Annotated in this window: 18 protein-coding genes; 12 read left to right on the plus strand and 6 right to left on the minus strand. The window is 57.8% G+C overall.

All coding sequences use genetic code 11. The features are described 5' to 3' along the window. Nucleotides 1-23: 23 nt before the first annotated feature. The 4 genes from ACUNV4_RS24600 to ACUNV4_RS24615 are packed head-to-tail and all read right to left on the minus strand — an operon-like array spanning nucleotide 24 to nucleotide 2,503. Nucleotides 24-623: a hypothetical protein gene (locus ACUNV4_RS24600; RefSeq protein WP_430881297.1), complete on the minus strand. Its 600-nt coding sequence runs from the start codon at nucleotides 621-623 to the stop codon at nucleotides 24-26. Continuing rightward, complete coding sequence (locus ACUNV4_RS24605) at nucleotides 571-1,146, minus strand: hypothetical protein (protein ID WP_430881298.1); 576 nt, start codon at nucleotides 1,144-1,146, stop codon at nucleotides 571-573. Before ACUNV4_RS24605 ends, ACUNV4_RS24600 begins: the two co-directional genes overlap by 53 nt. Before the next feature lie 32 nt (nucleotides 1,147-1,178). Next, nucleotides 1,179-1,985, minus strand: a complete 807-nt coding sequence (locus ACUNV4_RS24610; RefSeq protein ID WP_430881299.1) for a MotA/TolQ/ExbB proton channel family protein — start codon at nucleotides 1,983-1,985, stop codon at nucleotides 1,179-1,181. Further along, complete coding sequence (locus tag ACUNV4_RS24615; RefSeq protein WP_430881300.1) at nucleotides 1,982-2,503, minus strand: tetratricopeptide repeat protein; 522 nt, start codon at nucleotides 2,501-2,503, stop codon at nucleotides 1,982-1,984. Before ACUNV4_RS24615 ends, ACUNV4_RS24610 begins: the two co-directional genes overlap by 4 nt. A gap of 205 nt (nucleotides 2,504-2,708) precedes the next feature. On the opposite strand from ACUNV4_RS24615, the gene ACUNV4_RS24620 reads away from it, so the two are divergent. Then, nucleotides 2,709-3,530 carry a quinoprotein dehydrogenase-associated SoxYZ-like carrier gene (locus ACUNV4_RS24620; protein WP_430881301.1) on the plus strand — a complete coding sequence of 274 codons (822 nt, stop codon included), beginning with the start codon at nucleotides 2,709-2,711 and terminating at the stop codon, nucleotides 3,528-3,530. Between the two features lie 16 nt (nucleotides 3,531-3,546). Here the strand turns inward: ACUNV4_RS24620 and ACUNV4_RS24625 are convergent, their stop codons facing one another. Together ACUNV4_RS24625 and ACUNV4_RS24630 are read right to left on the minus strand one after the other, a co-directional pair. After that, on the minus strand, nucleotides 3,547-3,939 hold the full coding sequence (locus ACUNV4_RS24625) for a hypothetical protein (protein WP_430881302.1): 393 nt from the start codon (nucleotides 3,937-3,939) through the stop codon (nucleotides 3,547-3,549). Between the two features lie 8 nt (nucleotides 3,940-3,947). After that, a complete protein-coding gene (locus tag ACUNV4_RS24630; RefSeq protein ID WP_430881303.1) occupies nucleotides 3,948-4,628 on the minus strand; it encodes a hypothetical protein in 681 nt (226 codons plus the stop codon). Nucleotides 4,629-4,868: 240 nt separating this feature from the next. Here ACUNV4_RS24630 and ACUNV4_RS24635 point away from each other — a divergent pair, with 240 nt between their 5' ends. The 11 genes from ACUNV4_RS24635 to soxC all read left to right on the plus strand — a co-directional run bounded on the left by ACUNV4_RS24635 (nucleotide 4,869) and on the right by soxC (nucleotide 15,831). Then, on the plus strand, nucleotides 4,869-5,816 hold the full coding sequence (locus ACUNV4_RS24635) for a quinoprotein relay system zinc metallohydrolase 2 (protein WP_430881304.1): 948 nt from the start codon (nucleotides 4,869-4,871) through the stop codon (nucleotides 5,814-5,816). A 459-nt stretch (nucleotides 5,817-6,275) separates the two neighbouring features. Continuing rightward, the gene (locus ACUNV4_RS24640) at nucleotides 6,276-8,084 is read left to right on the plus strand and encodes a methanol/ethanol family PQQ-dependent dehydrogenase (RefSeq protein ID WP_430881305.1); all 1,809 of its coding nucleotides are present in this window, start codon (nucleotides 6,276-6,278) and stop codon (nucleotides 8,082-8,084) included. 189 nt (nucleotides 8,085-8,273) lie between these two features. After that, the gene (locus ACUNV4_RS24645; RefSeq protein WP_430881306.1) at nucleotides 8,274-8,690 is read left to right on the plus strand and encodes a c-type cytochrome; all 417 of its coding nucleotides are present in this window, start codon (nucleotides 8,274-8,276) and stop codon (nucleotides 8,688-8,690) included. 21 nt (nucleotides 8,691-8,711) lie between these two features. Then, complete coding sequence (locus ACUNV4_RS24650; RefSeq protein ID WP_430881307.1) at nucleotides 8,712-9,590, plus strand: substrate-binding domain-containing protein; 879 nt, start codon at nucleotides 8,712-8,714, stop codon at nucleotides 9,588-9,590. Continuing rightward, the gene (locus ACUNV4_RS24655) at nucleotides 9,580-10,140 is read left to right on the plus strand and encodes a rhodanese-like domain-containing protein (RefSeq protein ID WP_430881308.1); all 561 of its coding nucleotides are present in this window, start codon (nucleotides 9,580-9,582) and stop codon (nucleotides 10,138-10,140) included. Before ACUNV4_RS24650 ends, ACUNV4_RS24655 begins: the two co-directional genes overlap by 11 nt. 45 nt (nucleotides 10,141-10,185) lie before the next feature. Continuing rightward, on the plus strand, nucleotides 10,186-10,611 hold the full coding sequence (locus ACUNV4_RS24660) for a hypothetical protein (protein WP_430881309.1): 426 nt from the start codon (nucleotides 10,186-10,188) through the stop codon (nucleotides 10,609-10,611). Nucleotides 10,612-10,633: 22 nt separating this feature from the next. Beyond that, a complete protein-coding gene (locus tag ACUNV4_RS24665) occupies nucleotides 10,634-11,869 on the plus strand; it encodes an ABC transporter substrate-binding protein (RefSeq protein WP_430881310.1) in 1,236 nt (411 codons plus the stop codon). Nucleotides 11,870-11,871: 2 nt separating this feature from the next. Then, entirely contained in the window at nucleotides 11,872-12,846 is a 975-nt protein-coding gene (locus tag ACUNV4_RS24670; protein WP_430881311.1) for a YVTN family beta-propeller repeat protein, read from the plus strand. Further along, nucleotides 12,843-13,508, plus strand: a complete 666-nt coding sequence (locus ACUNV4_RS24675; RefSeq protein WP_430881312.1) for a hypothetical protein — start codon at nucleotides 12,843-12,845, stop codon at nucleotides 13,506-13,508. The genes ACUNV4_RS24670 and ACUNV4_RS24675 overlap by 4 nt, the downstream gene beginning before the upstream one ends. Beyond that, complete coding sequence (locus tag ACUNV4_RS24680) at nucleotides 13,505-14,578, plus strand: alpha/beta fold hydrolase (protein ID WP_430881313.1); 1,074 nt, start codon at nucleotides 13,505-13,507, stop codon at nucleotides 14,576-14,578. The genes ACUNV4_RS24675 and ACUNV4_RS24680 overlap by 4 nt, the downstream gene beginning before the upstream one ends. Continuing rightward, on the plus strand, nucleotides 14,575-15,831 hold the full coding sequence (gene soxC / locus ACUNV4_RS24685; RefSeq protein WP_430881314.1) for a sulfite dehydrogenase: 1,257 nt from the start codon (nucleotides 14,575-14,577) through the stop codon (nucleotides 15,829-15,831). The genes ACUNV4_RS24680 and soxC overlap by 4 nt, the downstream gene beginning before the upstream one ends. Nucleotides 15,832-16,013 lie beyond the last annotated feature (182 nt).

Raw genomic sequence — 16,013 nt, forward strand, 5'->3', positions numbered from 1 at the left:
ATGCTTGCCTCTGGTGGTTGTGGTCAATCCTTTCCTGGAATCAGTCCCTGGGGTGCATCGATGAATTCGATCTGGCGCTCATTGTCGCGAATCTGTTCCAGTATTGTAGTTTGAGTGATGGTTGCGGAAGCCGATGTGATCTGAGCGATGACAGGCAAACCCTTCTTCAGTGTGCGCGAAGCCTTGTTGACCTCGTCATGCAATGCCGGTGTATAGGGCAGGCTGTAGGCTCGAGGTCGTGTCTGAGCCAGACCCTGGCGGAATTCGGTGCCCCACAGGTAGATCCGATCAGGTTCGGCAACATTCACGGCGTGCAGATAGAACTGCGCTGGCAGGTCCCGATCCGTCGGCCAGCCGAGGAGGCCGGGCCATGAGTGATAGACCACGGCAAAGAACAACACCATGACGATGTTGGCAATGCTCTTGACCATCCAGTTCCAGCTGGAATACAGGTTGAATCCCAGCAATAGCGTCGCCAGGGCGATATACGCGATGATCAGTGCTGTGGTGTCGAATTGTGGTATCGGAATCTCCCATGACCGACGGACGGTGATATCCCGGCGGTGTGGTCTATCGTGGAACGAGTCGTTTCGGTAGCTGGTTGATGGCGTTGATGTTGCCATTTGCGGCTATCGTGAAGCGCACGGCCGTCTGTTCGTCTCCTTCACTCTCCAGTGTCGTTACACCATAGTATGCAACGGTATACACCGGGTTGACCTTGGCCACTTTGACCCATACCGGAACCGGTGTTGCAGTCTCGCTCTGGTAGTAGTGCACGTTCACCACGTATTCTCCGGGAAGTACTCCGCGAATGGCTGCCACCTCCTGATTCAGCGGGTTCTGCACCTCCTGTCCGTTGATCAGCAACGTATCGTTGAGCAAACCGCGGTCATCCCGATCCAGGTGTACCAGGTTGCTGCTGCGATTGCGGAACCAGACAGTGTTGCCATCAGGATCCTCTATCCAGGTATCGACATCGTCCGGACTGTTGTCCGGCCAGCTGACAGTGATCACATACTGTGCGTCGATATCGATCTTGCCAGTCTGTTCATCGGGATTGATGAACAGAATGGCCAGAAAGAACAGCAGGATGAAACCCAGCAATATGTTGAACAGCAGGTCGGTGAACGGATCCGATCCGGCCATCGAAGCACGGTAGCCGCGACGAGCGGTGCGTCTCACGACGAACCCGGCGGGGTCTGCTCGTGCGCGACACTGCGCACATGAGAGTCGGCTTCAGGCAGCGGCACCCGGGGACGACTGGTCGGGTCAGCCGAGTCGGGAATGGCGCGGTAGCGATGGCTGACGCGCAACAGCAAGGCATTCAGCTGTTCACTGGCACGATCCAGCACCAGATACTGGACGCTCAGAACGCTGGCTGTGACCAGTCCGGTGAGCGTTGTCAGCAGGGCCGTGCCCATGCCGCCGCTCATGGCAATCAGCAGTGTCTGCAGTTCATCGCCTCCTTCGATACTGATGTCTGTCAGGGATGCGAAGATCAGCATGAAACCGATGATGGTACCCAGCAGGCCCAATCGGATTGACAGATCGACGAAAAACCAGCCGAGGTCCACGATGCTTCTGAAACGCTCGGCGGTGATTTCCACCAGACCATCGCGAACACTGGCGTCCGCGGTCACGGGAATATCCTGTAAATCCTCGAACCAGGTTCGCAGGAAGGATGCAGAAGGGCCGGATGCGAGGCAGACGTCATCGTCCCTCGAGACAGAGTCATTCAGCCAACGCTGCAGTTGAGCAATATGACTGCTCAACAACGCCACATGCCAACCGCAATGTGCCGTGGCGATCAGCAGCAGCGTGAGGGTCAGTGAGGCCATGAAGCTGCGATCCAGTGACACGACCAGCGACAGGTAGCGCAGATCGTGCAGGACATACACGCCGAAGCCCGTCAGGCTGATCAGCAGCAGCCAGACCTGCAGGTGTGGGTACTGGTGAGCGCTCTGACTGGCACGGTGTCTGTTCACAAGGCTTCTGCCGAGAGCTGTTCGAGTGTCTGCCAGCGTTCGCGAATGCTCTGCATCTGCAGTGGCGTCAGCGTCAGTTCGGCGGACAAGCGGGACAGATAGTATTCAGCCAACGGACTTCCGGCAATGTCGGCGTGGACATACCAGGCGTAGGAGCGTTCAATGTCCTTGTCGACCCCCAGGCCCTGCCTGTAGAGATGACCCAGATTGAGTTGTGCAGCGGCAAACCCCCGGGCGGCGGCCGCGTGATAGAGCAGTGCCGCCCTGCGATAGTCGCGCTCCACGCCGAGACCCAGGTAATGCAGATTGGCCAGCGAATTGTGCGCCTGAGGGTTGTTGCGAAGGATCTCCGGCTGCAGCAGCCTGGCGGCCCGCTGGTACTGCCCGGTAGCCATGGCGTCTGTGTATGTGGCCGCTGGCAGCCCGTGCCAGAGGTACAAGACAAGCAAGGCACAGGGCAGTGCAAGAAAAAGGCTGCCGAAGAGCCACTGACCCTTGTGCCGAGAACGACTAGACACGGGTGCTGCAGAGCTCCGGCTCTCTCATTCTTGCACTGCATTGTCTGTACGGGATCGACATCGCATTCTCTTGTTCTCGGCGCGGCATCCGTGGTATAGCTTGTGCAGCAATGAAGCGAAACCTGTCGTAGAGCACATCGAGTGTGAGTTCTCGGTAGCTGGATGTCAAACGATGTCCGTGATCGGCAGGCACCTGGAGGCGATCATGTTGAAACGCGCAATGAAACAGGCATTTTCCCTGAGACTCGGGCTTGTCATGTTGCTGGTCGTTGTACTGGGCATGAGCCATGCCGAGGCACAGGACGAACGCTGGCAGCAGCTGAAGCGATCCTACTTCGGTGACACGGTTGTGCATACCGGTGATGAACTGGTGTCCCTCGATGCCCCGAAGCGTGCCTACGATGCGGCAACGGTACCCATCACGATTACCGCTGTCGACGGACATCGGCAGATTCGTGAGCTTTATCTGTTTGTCGACCAGAATCCTTTGCCTCTGGCCGGCATTTTTCGTTTCACCGAGGAGGCCGGGTACTGGCATGCGCTGGAAACGCGGATTCGCATCAACGAATACACACATGTCCGGGCCGTGGCTGTTCTGGACAATGGCGAGCTGCACATGAGCGAACGCTTCGTGAAGGCATCAGGTGGCTGTTCAGCACCGGCGTTGTCCGACATGGATGCAGCCATGGCGCGCGCCGGCAAGATGAAACTGTTGCTTGACGAAGTGAACGACAGTGATGAGCTGCCGTATTCGGAAGCCGTCATCAAGATCAGTCATCCGAACAATTCCGGCATGCAGTTCGATCAGGTATCCAGGAACTACATTCCGGCATTCTACGTCAACAATATCGTGGCCGAGCTGGATGGCGTGCGGATACTGGACATCGAAACCAATTTCTCGATGAGCGAAAACCCGGTTGTCCGACTTGCCTTCGAAGCCGGACGCAAGGCGAAAACACTGAGCGTCATTGCCATGGATTCAAAAGGCAATCATTACGAAAAATCGGCCTCGATGAGCCGCTCATGACGCTCTGGCGCCACGCTCAGAAGCAGCGCAGAGTGGACTCGGCCTGAATGCCAAGCAGCGCGTCCACACGCTCCTTGGCCCAGTTGGAATCCCGATAGAACAGGCCTCGCTGCCCACGATTCTGCTGTACCTGCATGATTGTCTGAATTTTTTCGTAGTCCTCGAAGCTCATGCGCTCGCGAATATAATCGATGCTGCAGGAGCATTGGTGCAGCGATTCGAAACTGTTGCCATTGGCCGCCATGCAACCGAGAACGTAATCGGCTATGGCAGCTGTCGGGTAGTCATGGGTGGTGGCCTTGCATTCCTCGGCGTGGGCGGCTACCGAAGTGCACAGCAGGGCCAGCAGCGAACCGGTGATGGAGAGGCAGCGCCACAGAGAATGTGGCGGGGAGGTCCTGATGGTCATGGCGTTTGTCATTCCAGGCTCAATTGTCGATGGAACAGTGCTTCATCAGACTCGGCGTGTACGGTGATGGCCAGGACCCCGGCGGGTACCTGGTCGCTGAATCGAATGGAGAACTCGGTATTGCGATAGAACGATGAATCGCCGCCGAGAAAGGTGTCATTCATAAACGGGCGGAACGTCAGCTTGCGGGTATTCAGCTGGCTACCGGCGTAGCTTGCTTCACTTTCCTCGACGGTCAGCTCCGCATCGGCCAGGGCGTCGCGAATCCGGTTGCGAAAGTACAAGGCGCCCCCGCCGGTATCCGAGCCCATCGACTGTGCGATGTGCTCCAGCATGGCGATGATGACGGGATTGCCACGATAACCCTGGAAGGGTGGAAGCGCCATGTGTCGCTCCGCACTGAGGAAGTTCACTTCGACATCGCGACGGTCCTCCGGCAGAGTCTTGCTGACGGTCAGGGTAGTCTTGTCCTGAAGTCTGGCGTCGCCCGTGTCGATGGATTCGTAACGATAGTCGATCTGCTGGCCTTCGTGGGTATTGGCCAGATGCGACGTGTCGTAGATCAGCGATTGTGCCTGGCTCAGCTGATCAAATGCATTGGCCGGACCCAGACACAGCAGAACAGACAACAGTACGACGGCGCTGAAGCGTGTCATGCGAGAAGGAGGCAAGGCCGAAACTGACTTCATGTTGGCGTGAATCTCCCGATGTTGTTTGTCGGCTTACGGTAGTGTTCTACCGTTGTCAAAGTCAAGTTATCGTATTCTGTTTGATGACAAGCGAATGCTGCGAATGCTGCGAATGCTGCGAATGCTGCGAATGCTGCGAATGCTGCGAATGCTGCGAATACAGCGAATACAGCGAATACAGCGAATACAGCGAATAGCAGGACAGGCAAAAGCGACCAACAGACAGGGAGAGGGCAGGACATGTGGACAGGCAGGAAGATATTCTCGGTACCGAGCGCAGCGCGCTGCGTGGCATTGACATGCCTGTGGCTGACATGGCCTGTGGCTCATGCGGTCGATGATGATTACACGTTCTCCGAAGTGGCCGAAGGTGTCCATCTGCATCTGGGGCTCAACGAGGATATGAGTGCTGCCAACCATGGTGACATCGTCAACAGCGCTTTCATTGTCGGTAGCGATGCTGTGGCAGTCGTCGATCCCGGCGGTAGCACGCGCAACGGTCTGCTGTTGCTGCAAGCCATCGAGGCGCAGACCCGATTACCGGTGAAATGGGTGATTCTGACCCATATACACCCTGACCACATGGCCGCGGTTTCGGTATTTTCCGAAGAGGTGACAGTGGTTGCGCATGCCAACTATCCACGTGCTCTGGCACAGCGCGGAGACTTCTACCTGAGTCGTTATCCGGAGCTGTTCGATGCGGATCGCAGCAAGGCCTTGCGTTTACCGGATGTTCTGGTCGAGGAGGTGCTGAGCCTGGATCTCGGTGGCAGGAATCTGTTGCTCACCGCTTATCCCACAGCGCATACCGATAACGACCTGAGCGTTCTGGACAGCCTCAGCAACACCCTGTTTGCCTCGGATCTGCTGTTTGCGCAGCGAACACCTTCTCTCGACGGCAGCTTGCCTGGTTGGCTGGACGTCATGCAACGCCTGGCGGAAGAAGATTATTCCCTGGTCGTGCCGGGACATGGAAAGCCGGGCAGCTGGCAGGAGGTTGCTGCACCGCAATTGCAATATCTACAGAGATTGCGACAGGATGTGACTGGTCAGATAGAACGCGGCAACACCTTGTCGGAAGCCATCGACAACGGACTGCAGCGGGCTTCGGGGCACCACTGGCAGCTGTATGAGCAGGTGCATCCCGGCAACGTCACCAAGGCCTATACAGAGCTTGAATGGGAGTAGCTGATCCGCGATCTGTTCATCTGCCACCTGCTGCTGTTGTTTCGATGAGCTGGCCGAGTGGCTCCGTATGGGCCTAAGGTACAAGTATATTTCGTGATTGAACCCGCCGTTTCGTATTGACCCCGTTTTGAATTCAGGTGTAGTTTGTATGTAACTGGTCAAAACCATGAAGGCGTCAGACTTTCAGGTGACCAGTACATTTGGATACAGGGAGAATTTCACCTCTTGTACGGCTAGCGGGAAACAGATGCTCCCGCCCATATGCAAGTCGCTTGTGTGGCCATCTCCCGGTGGCGTTCCATGAAGACTGACAATCAAAAGCCCTTGAATTTGCGAGCCGAATGCATCATCAGCGGGCTTGTGGAGTCCATAGGCATGCTCTGTCGACACCAATGCCGAAGCGGAACGCCGATTGTTCTGAGCAGTTTGAGTATTTCTCAATCAATCGTGGAGAGAGTAATGATAAGACACCTTGTCAGAACGACGGCAATGACATCGATAGCCGTTGCACTAGCTGGAGTATCGATTGGCAATGCCAATGACGAAGTCAAGGAACTGGCTGCGAACCCTGCAAACTGGGTGATGCAGACCGGCGACTACGCCAATACCCGCTACAGCACACTGGATGAGATCAACGCCGACAATGCCAAGGATCTGCAACCGGTCTGGACGTTCTCGACCGGTGTACTGAGAGGCCATGAAGGTGGACCGCTGATCATCGGTGACACCATGTACCTGCACACGCCGTTTCCGAATCGCGTGTATGCCATGGATCTGAACGAAGAAGGTCGCATCCTGTGGATGCACGAGCCAAAACAGGATCCATCGGTCATCCCTGTGATGTGCTGCGACACGGTCAATCGTGGTCTTGCCTATGGTGAAGGAAAGATCTTCCTGCACCAGGCCGATACCACGCTGGTTGCGCTGGATGCAAAGACTGGTGAAGTCGCCTGGTCCGTGAAGAACGGTGATCCGGGCAAGGGCGAGACCGGTACGGCCGCACCGATGGTCTACAACGACAAGGTTTTCCTGGGCATCTCAGGGGGGGAGTTCGGCGTACAAGGCCACATCACTGCCTACAACATTGACGATGGCTCCCTGGCGTGGCGTGGGTATTCAACCGGCCCGGATGACCAGACCCTGATGGATCCGGAGAACACCACTCACCTGGGTGAGCCGGTAGGTGTCGATTCCGGTATGGCTACCTGGGAAGGTGACCAGTGGAAAATCGGTGGTGGTACGACCTGGGGCTGGTTCTCGTTCGACCCCGAGTTGAATCTCATCTACTACGGTACCGGTAATCCCAGCACCTGGAACCCGGTACAGCGACCCGGTGACAATCGCTGGTCGATGACGATCTTTGCCAGAGACATCGACACCGGCATGGCCAAGTGGGTCTATCAGATGACACCACATGATGAGTGGGATTATGACGGGGTCAACGAGATGATCCTGGTGGATCAGGATATCGAGGGTGAAACGCGCAAGACACTGGTTCACTTCGACCGCAACGGATTCGGCTACACCATGGATCGTGTAACTGGTGAGTTGCTGGTTGCCGAGAAGTTCGACCCTGCCGTGAACTGGGCTTCGCATATCGACATGAAGACCGGCCGTCCACAGGTGGTTGCGGAATACAGTACTCATCAGAATGGCGAAGACGTCAATTCCACGAATATCTGTCCCGCCGCTCTGGGAACCAAGGACCAGCAGCCTGCTGCCTATTCGCCCGAGACCAATCTGTTCTACGTGCCCACGAATCATGTGTGCATGGATTACGAGCCGTTCGAAGTCGAATACACCGCAGGTCAGCCGTATGTCGGCGCCACTCTGTCCATGTTCCCGGGAGGCAAGGTAACCGGAGATGGCACCAACAATCTGGGTAATTTCATTGCCTGGGATGCTGCCAAGGGTGAGATCAAATGGTCCATTCCCGAAGCGTTTTCCGTCTGGAGTGGCGCTCTGGCCACGGCCGGTAACGTCGTTTTCTACGGCACGCTGGAAGGTCATCTGAAAGCCATTCATGCGGAAACCGGTGAAGAGCTCTATCGCTTCAAGACACCGTCGAGCATCATCGGCAACGTGACGACCTGGGAGCACAAGGGCAAACAGTATATCGGTGTTCTGTCCGGACTCGGTGGATGGGCCGGTATCGGCTTTGCCGCCGGGCTCACCGGTGATACCGATGGTCTGGGAGCAGTGGGCGCCTACAAGTCACTCTCCAGCTATACCTCACTGGGTGGTGTGCTGACGGTCTTCGCCCTGTAGGCGAAGCAAAGCAGGGCAAAACGGTTGTCCTCGCTGCCGACCGACATGAGCTTCATCACCGGGTCGTAGCAGGAAGCCGTTTTGCCCTCAGGACCATGCTGACACTGCAGTCCGGTCAGCCCCGGGTATTGCTGCCCGGGCTGCTCGGGATTGCTTGACTAACGCTGAAAACGATCAACAGAACACCTCATGAACAAAGTCCGAGCGATCGCCTTGTGTGTCTCCTTTCTGATGCCGATTCTGGCCACCGCCTCTGAAGGTGAAGCGCCGCAATACGTCATCGAGAACGGCAAGGTGGACAAGGGAACCTACAATGGTTATCGACGATTTCACGGTACCTGCCATGCCTGCCATGGACAGGATGCAGCCGGCAGCAGTTTTGCTCCATCACTGACAGAGTCCCTGAAGACCATGGACTATGCCACTTTCAAGAAAACCGTCATGGAAGGGCGTGAGGTCAAGGATGCATCGGGTGCCGTCAATGCCATGCCGCCGTTTGCCAACGACAAGAACGTGACCAAGCATCTGGACGACATCTATCGCTATCTGACAGCCAGAGCCAATGGTGGTCTGGGTGCGGGGCGTCCGGAACGGATTCCCAAGTAGCAGGCAAGCAGCGCTGTGATCATGTCGATGCTCTGCACGCTACGCAAGTACTCTCGTCTTTTTCACATGGGTGGCTGTCACGGGGTCGTGCTTGTCATGATTCTGGGTTTGTCGGTCTGCGGCACTTCCCTGGCTGCAACGTCGGGGAGGCAGGCCTTGACCACGGCGCATCTGCGTGTTTGTGCAGATCCGAGCAATCTGCCTTTTTCCAATGAGGCCGAAGAGGGATTCGAGAACCGCATCGTGCAGTTGATCGCGCGCGAATTGGGTCGGGACGTTCGCTACACCTGGTTCCCGCAATCCACCGGCTTTGTGCGCAACACGCTGCGTTTGCGGCAATGCGATCTCATATCAGGTATTACCACCACCAGCGAAACCGTACAGAACACCAATCCCTACTACCATTCGGCCTACTCCATCGTGCATCTTCGCTCGCTGGGAGAGTCGATTACCTCCATGAGTGACCCGCGGTTGAAATCGCTGACGCTTGGCATTGTGGCCGGTACGCCTCCCGCAGATGTACTGGCAGCAAAAGGACTGTTGGGCAATGCCAGACCCTATCATCTGCTGGCGGATACGCGTCGCAATACACCGGCTCGGCAGGCCGTGATGGATGTGGCGTCAGGCGACACCGACGTTGCCTTCATCTGGGGGCCGATCGCCGGATACTTTGCCCGGCAGTTACCGGAGGAACTGGTCGTGACACCGCTGCTGGAAGAGAACCCTCGGGTGAGGATGAACTACCGGGTGTCGATGGCAGTGCGCTACAACGAAACCGACTGGAAACACGCCGTCAACGAGGTGCTGGCCAGAATTCAGCCGGAAATCGACGACATATTGCGCGACTACGGCGTGCCGTTGCTGAATGATCGCGGGGAGTTGCTGGAACTTGCGCCCTGACCGCCTCGTTCTGTTGTTCAGTCTGTGCGCGATTTCACTGTCTGCCTTCGCGGCCGTTCAGGAGCCTGCCGGTTACCGGCTTGAACGTTACGATAGTGAAGTGCCCGATACCCTGTCGGGTGCGCAGCGGGTAACAGCTGTTGATGTGCATCGCCTGATGATGCAAGATGGTGCTGCCGTCATCGACGTCATTCCCGAACACCGCAAGCCGGATGACCTGCCAGAAGGACAAGTCTGGTTTCCGGTTGAGCATCGCGGTATCGCCGGTGCAGTGTGGTTGCCTGATGTCGGTTACGGTGTTTTGTCAGAGATCACGGAGAACTATCTGCGCAGGCATCTGGAGAGCATCAGCGAAGGGCGGAGTGACCATCCTATGGTCTTCTATTGTCGGACGGATTGCTGGATGTCCTGGAACACCGCCAAGCGTGCTGTCGAGTACGGCTACACACGCGTTTACTGGTTCGCGGACGGAATCGAAGACTGGTTGTTCGAGGACTTCGATACGGAAGTCCTGACACCCGCAGCCGGTCAGCGACAGGCCATCAAGTAGCAAGAATCAACTCAAGGAACGTGAAAGTCGATGAGAGGAGAAGCAATGAGCAGGTTTGTATTATTGAAAGGACTGTTTCTGGCCAGCAGTCTCTGGGCATCTGCCGTACATGCGCAGGCTGGTCTGTTGACCGGTGGTGCCACGGATCTGGAGCCCATCACGCTGTCATCCGGCATGCCGCTGGCGAGCAAGGCCTATGAGCTGGAGTCCGGAAAATACTATTCCATCGATATCGTCTGTGATGGATCGGCTGAGCTCGCTGTGGCAGGGTCGGGTTTTTTTCGCAATGTCTGGATGGATGAAGTGGTCATCAACGACATCGAGATCCGGCCGCTGGGCATGGATAGTCTGGAATTCGATGATGAGGGCACGGCGACGTTGAAGTTCATTGCCATTCGTCCGGGTACCTACGAACTGCGTATTCCCGGAACCACCGGCGAGACGCAGAAAGCCACCTTCATCATCCGCTGAGCAACGCGTCGAGGGTCTGGATATGCGATGGTTCAAACAGGAACTGACCCGACTTCCATGGTTGTCATCGTGTCTGTTCGTCTGTGTGGCAAGCGCCTTCGCTCCACTGCACGCTGCCCAGCAGGATCCTCTGCCGGTGCCGATCCTTTACATCGCCAGGGATCTGCCGGAGCCGATACCATTGTCGTTGCTGGACGAACCCGCTGAAGACAATGGTGTGTCGGGGGCTCGTCTGGGATTGAACGATAACAAGACGACCGGCGGTTTTCTGGGGCACGACTACTCCATGGAGAGTCTGATTGTTGCCGAGGACGACGATATCGTTGCACAGGTCAAGCCCTTTATCGAACAGGGGCGAACCTTGCTGGTCGCCGATCTGCAGGCTGATGATCTGCTGGCACTGGCAGACGCCTATGCGGAGTCACTGCTGTTCAATGTCCGGGCCAGGGACACGCGTCTGCGCGATCAGGATTGCCGGGCCAATCTGCTGCATGTTGCGCCCAGCCGCGCCATGCTGGCCGATGCACTGATTCAGTATCTGTCCTGGAAGCGCTGGGATGAACTGGTACTGGTAACCGGGAGGCATCCCGAGGATCAGTTGTTCGCCGATGCACTGAGCCATTCCGTAACGCGCTTTGGCCTGGATATCGTCGAGGACAAGCGCTGGACGGCCATACCCGGCGCGCGCCGCAGTGATTCCGGTCACCACAGTGTCCAGCAGGAAATTCCGGTGTTCAGCCGATTCAGTGATCACGACGTGGTATTGCTGGCCGATGAACTGGACGAATTCGGCGAGTATTTCAGTTACCACATGACTGACCCCCGACCGGTTGCGGGCACACAGGGGTTGGTGCCAACGGCCTGGGATCGCACTCAGGAGCAATGGGGTGCCACGCAGATTCAGCGACGTTTCGAGAAGCTGGCCAATCGCTTCATGACCCCTCGTGACTACAGTGCCTGGGCGGCCATGCGAGCCATTGCCGAGGGAGTCACCAAAACCGGATCGGCCGATGTCAACGACTTGCGCTCCTATCTGTTGTCGAATGATTTCAAACTGGCAGGCTTCAAGGGCGTGCCCCTGTCGTTCAGAACCTGGAATGGTCAGTTGCGCCAACCGGTGCTGCTGGCAGCTCCGCGCATGCTGGTAAGTGTGTCGCCCCAGGAAGGATTCCTGCATCAGGTCAGCGAACTGGATACGCTGGGCGTTGATGAGCCTGAATCCTCCTGTACGCAGTTTCAACGAAGTGTGGAGGAATGAACATGTTTGCAAGGAGTCGCCCCATCGTCACGGCTGTTGTATTGCTGGCCTCTGCAAGCCAGGCAATGGCCTACACGGTCTATGTCTCGAACGAGAAGGACAACACGATCAGTGTCATTGATGGTGAGTCGCTGGAGGTGATCGACACGATCGAGGTAGGACAGCGTCCCAGGGGCATCGTGCTGAGTCATGATGGCAGTCGCTTGTACATGTGTACCAGTGACGATGACCATGTCGAGGTGCTTGATCTGGAAACCGGCAAGGTGACTCACACCCTGCCATCTGGACCGGATCCGGAACTCATGGCGCTGAGTCCGGATGGTCAACGTCTGTACATAGCCAATGAGGACGACAACCTGGTCACGGTGGTGGACGTGGAGGAACGGCGCAAGATTGTCGAGATTCCCGTAGGTATCGAGCCCGAGGGAATCGGTCTGAGCCCGGATGGGCAATGGTTGGTGAATACCTCCGAGACCACCAACATGGCACACTTCATCAACACCGAATCGCTGGAGATCGACGCCAATGTGCTGGTGGACACTCGACCTCGAGTGGCGCAGTTCACCGCTGATGGCAAGGAAGTCTGGGTGTCTTCCGAAATCGGTGGCACCGTGTCCGTCATCGATGCACAGAGCAGGGAGATCAAGCACAAGCTGAGCTTCGAGGTGCGTGGTCTGCCACCGGAGACCATTCAGCCGGTGGGCATCAAGCTCTCCACCGATGGCAGCAACAAGGCGTATGTGGCTCTGGGACCCTCTGCGCGCGTGGCGATTGTCGACATGCAAAGCTACGAAGTGGAAAAGTACCTGCTGGTGGGGCCAAGAGTGTGGAACATGGAGTTTTCACCGGATCAGGATCGTCTGTTCACCACCAATGGGGTTGGTGGTGATGTCTCGGTCATTGATCTGGAAAAACAGAAAGTGCTGAAGTCGGTGAAGGTCGGCCGATTGCCCTGGGGCGTGGTGGTTCGGCCGTGAAACGGCACCTGTCGCATCCTGCCAGCCTCTTCCGACATTGTACGTTGCTGGGGGCCCTGGTCTTCTGCGGGGTGTTTTCGGGCAATGCCCTGTCACAGGAGGCTGATCCCGAATGGCCCTGCATCCAGCGCCTGGTGATGGAGGTGTCCCCGGCGGTGATGTGGCCATTGCCGGTGGAGGAGGGCATGCATGAGCAGTGGCGAGAGAATGACGAGCTGCGTCAACTGGCTGAAGAACTGGGAGATCTCGCAAGCTACACCACTGTGGAGCAGCAGCAGGTAGAGGCGTTTGCAGCCAGCGTGCCGGAGGCCGAGAAGGAGCGGCAGCTGAGTCTGCTTGCCGTTGGTGTACTGGATGTCACCAATGGAGTTCGTCAGCAGTACATTCGAGGCATCAAGCGCTATACCCGTCAACAGATCGAGATCGCGGGGCAGATCGAAGAGACACTCAACCGGATCAGCCTGCTTGACAGTGGCAATGGCAGCGATGGGGCGGCGCAAAGCCTGCCACCTGAACACGCTGACTTGCTCGCAACGCTGAAATGGCACGAACGCGTCTATGATCAGCGAGAACATGCCATTCGCTCACTGTGTGATCAACCCGTCGAGCTGGAAGAAACTCTCAGCGATGTACTGAGGGATATAGCGCAGTTCCTGCCATGAACGGTGATGCGCAGGCGCTGCACAAGTCGCCGAGCGTCATCTGCTGGAACTGTGCAAGGTCGGTCAGTCTGCTCTTGCTGTCTGCCAGTCTCGGTCTGGCCGCCAGCGCGTTTGCTGTCGCTGCCGAATCCGATACGGACCCACCCCCCCTCATTGCGTTGGACGAGGCAGAAGCAGGCGCTCAGGCAGATGGTACCGTGATTGCATTGTCGGAATCGAATCTGCGAGTCGCACTGGAAGGTTTCTCCCTGCATGCCGATTGTCGTGGCAGCGGTGAGGTCACGATTCTGTTCGAAGCGGGTTTGGGCGGCAGTTCACTGGAGTGGTCGGCGATACAGTCTGCGCTGGCGCCGCAAGCCCGAAGCTGTGTCTATGACCGCGCTGGCTACGGTCGCAGCGATCCATCACCGCAGACGCGTGATGCCCGGCATCTGGCTGCCGAGGCGGATCAGCTGCTGGATGCTCTGGGCGTTGGCGGGCCCTTGATACTGGTGGGGCATTCCTTCGGCGGATTTATTGTCAGATTGCTGGCCATGTTGCGCGAGGCCGATATGCTGGCCATGGTACTGGTGGACGCCTCACATGAAGATCAGCTGCATCGGCTGGAAACGTCACAGGGCAGGAAGATGATGCCCAGTGGCAGGCATTTTTTCGTATCACCCGCCTCCATTCCGGATTCCCTGCCGTCCTCGGTCCGTCAGAGAATGCGTCTGCATGCCCGGCAGCGCAAGACCTATGCAGCCCTGCACGCTGAAATGGCCAGCTTCAGGCGCTCGGCGGAGCAAGTGGGTGCAGCTCGCCACCTGGTGGATTATCCGGTGCTTGTCGTTCGCCGCGGTGTGGATCTGTACGCAGGGGAAAGCGATGGTGCTGGAAAGACGACCATCTGGAACGAGCTGCAACGGGATCTGGCGAGCATCAGTCGCCAGGGGCGATTGATCGTGGCGGAGAACAGTGGTCATCATGTTCATGCCGACCAGCCGCAGTTGCTGATCGACCTGCTGTCCGAGCTGCTTGGTGCCAGCGGCCCTGCCGCACCGCAGGATACCGCCCGGAGTCGCTTGCCATGAAAACACCGATAGCCACACCGCCTGAACTGCTTCGGCCCTCGGCTGGAAGACGTCGTTCCCTGCTGCGTCTGGGCGGTCTTGGTCTGTTGGGGGCAGGTGCCACCCCCGTGTCGGCCGACTCGATACCGGACAGCTGGAAAACACCGGGTACCGGATTCTCTAACTATGGTCAGCCATCACCACAGGAGCGTGAAACCATACGCTGGATGTCGGCCAATCCGGCACAGGCGGGAGAAGGAGTCAGCTGGACGCCCCTGCACCGGATGGAAGGTACGATCACGCCCAATGGCCTGCATTTCGAGCGTCACCACAATGGTGTGCCAGCCGTCGATGCGGCGCAGTGGTCATTGCGCCTGGGTGGTGGCACGGCGGGTACCCTGACATTCGGTCTGGAAGACCTGCGTCGCTACCCGCTGCAGTCGCGCATCACCTTCATCGAGTGCGGCGGCAACAGCAATGCACTGTGGAACCCCGAGCCGGTGCAGGCCGCCGCGGGTCATCTGCATGGTCTGCTGTCCGGGTGCGAGTGGACCGGGGTGCCATTGTCGCGGCTGTTGCACGAGGCCGGCATCGGCGCTGACAGACGATGGCTGATTGCCGATGGTCTGGACGCGTCAGGCGTCAGCGTCAGCCTGCCGCTTGGCAAATGCCTGGACGATGTGTTGGTGGCCTTGTATCAGAACGGAGAAGCATTACGCCCCGAGAACGGTTATCCGGCACGCCTGGTGGTACCGGGTTGGGAAGGCATTCTCAATGTGAAATGGCTGCGTTCGCTGACACTGTCCAGCGAGCCTCTGTGGTCTCGCTTCGATACCGTCAGCTATACCGATCTGCACGGCGATGGCGTGGCGGATCGCATGACCTTTACCATGGGCGTCAAGTCCCTCATTACCGCTCCTTCTGCCGGGCAACAACTGGCAGCCGCAGGGGTGCATGAGGTTCGTGGTCTGGCCTGGAGCGGTGCTGGCCGGATTGCAGGTGTGGAACTCAGCGCTGACGGTGGTCGACACTGGACGGCCGCCATCCTGCAGGAGCCGGTGCTGGACAAGGCATTGACGCGGTTCCGTTTGCCCTGGCACTGGGATGGTCGCCACTGCGTGCTGATGAGTCGGGCCACGGACGAGACTGGAGCCGTTCAACCCCGGCGTCAGGAACTGCTGGCCGCCAAGGGACAGAACGCCTACTACCACTACAATGCCATCTGCGCCTGGGGAGTGGAGGCCAGTGGAGAGGTTCGCCATGTGCATGGCTGATGCGCAGAGACGCCCAGCCAGCCGGACAGGGCTTCTGTCGCTGGCAGACGCGGTTCGGCCACGGGTGATGATCGAATCGGGTTCGGTTGGCTCGTCAGGTGCGTCAGGTGCGTCAGGTGCGTCAGGTGCGTCAGGTGCGTCAGGTGCGTCAGGTGCGTCAGGTGCGTCAGGTGCGTCAGGTT

Source organism: Granulosicoccus sp. 3-233, assembly GCF_052681095.1.

Coding starts and splice junctions, on each gene's coding strand:
- ACUNV4_RS24600 (WP_430881297.1), bottom strand. CDS start 623: ATGGCAACATCAACGCCATCAACCAGCTACCGAAACGACTCGTTCCAC.
- ACUNV4_RS24605 (WP_430881298.1), bottom strand. CDS start 1,146: ATGGCCGGATCGGATCCGTTCACCGACCTGCTGTTCAACATATTGCTG.
- ACUNV4_RS24620 (WP_430881301.1), top strand. CDS start 2,709: ATGTTGAAACGCGCAATGAAACAGGCATTTTCCCTGAGACTCGGGCTT.
- ACUNV4_RS24625 (WP_430881302.1), bottom strand. CDS start 3,939: ATGACCATCAGGACCTCCCCGCCACATTCTCTGTGGCGCTGCCTCTCC.
- ACUNV4_RS24630 (WP_430881303.1), bottom strand. CDS start 4,628: ATGAAGTCAGTTTCGGCCTTGCCTCCTTCTCGCATGACACGCTTCAGC.
- ACUNV4_RS24635 (WP_430881304.1), top strand. CDS start 4,869: ATGTGGACAGGCAGGAAGATATTCTCGGTACCGAGCGCAGCGCGCTGC.
- ACUNV4_RS24640 (WP_430881305.1), top strand. CDS start 6,276: ATGATAAGACACCTTGTCAGAACGACGGCAATGACATCGATAGCCGTT.
- ACUNV4_RS24645 (WP_430881306.1), top strand. CDS start 8,274: ATGAACAAAGTCCGAGCGATCGCCTTGTGTGTCTCCTTTCTGATGCCG.
- ACUNV4_RS24650 (WP_430881307.1), top strand. CDS start 8,712: ATGTCGATGCTCTGCACGCTACGCAAGTACTCTCGTCTTTTTCACATG.
- ACUNV4_RS24660 (WP_430881309.1), top strand. CDS start 10,186: ATGAGCAGGTTTGTATTATTGAAAGGACTGTTTCTGGCCAGCAGTCTC.
- ACUNV4_RS24665 (WP_430881310.1), top strand. CDS start 10,634: ATGCGATGGTTCAAACAGGAACTGACCCGACTTCCATGGTTGTCATCG.
- ACUNV4_RS24670 (WP_430881311.1), top strand. CDS start 11,872: ATGTTTGCAAGGAGTCGCCCCATCGTCACGGCTGTTGTATTGCTGGCC.
- ACUNV4_RS24680 (WP_430881313.1), top strand. CDS start 13,505: ATGAACGGTGATGCGCAGGCGCTGCACAAGTCGCCGAGCGTCATCTGC.
- soxC (WP_430881314.1), top strand. CDS start 14,575: ATGAAAACACCGATAGCCACACCGCCTGAACTGCTTCGGCCCTCGGCT.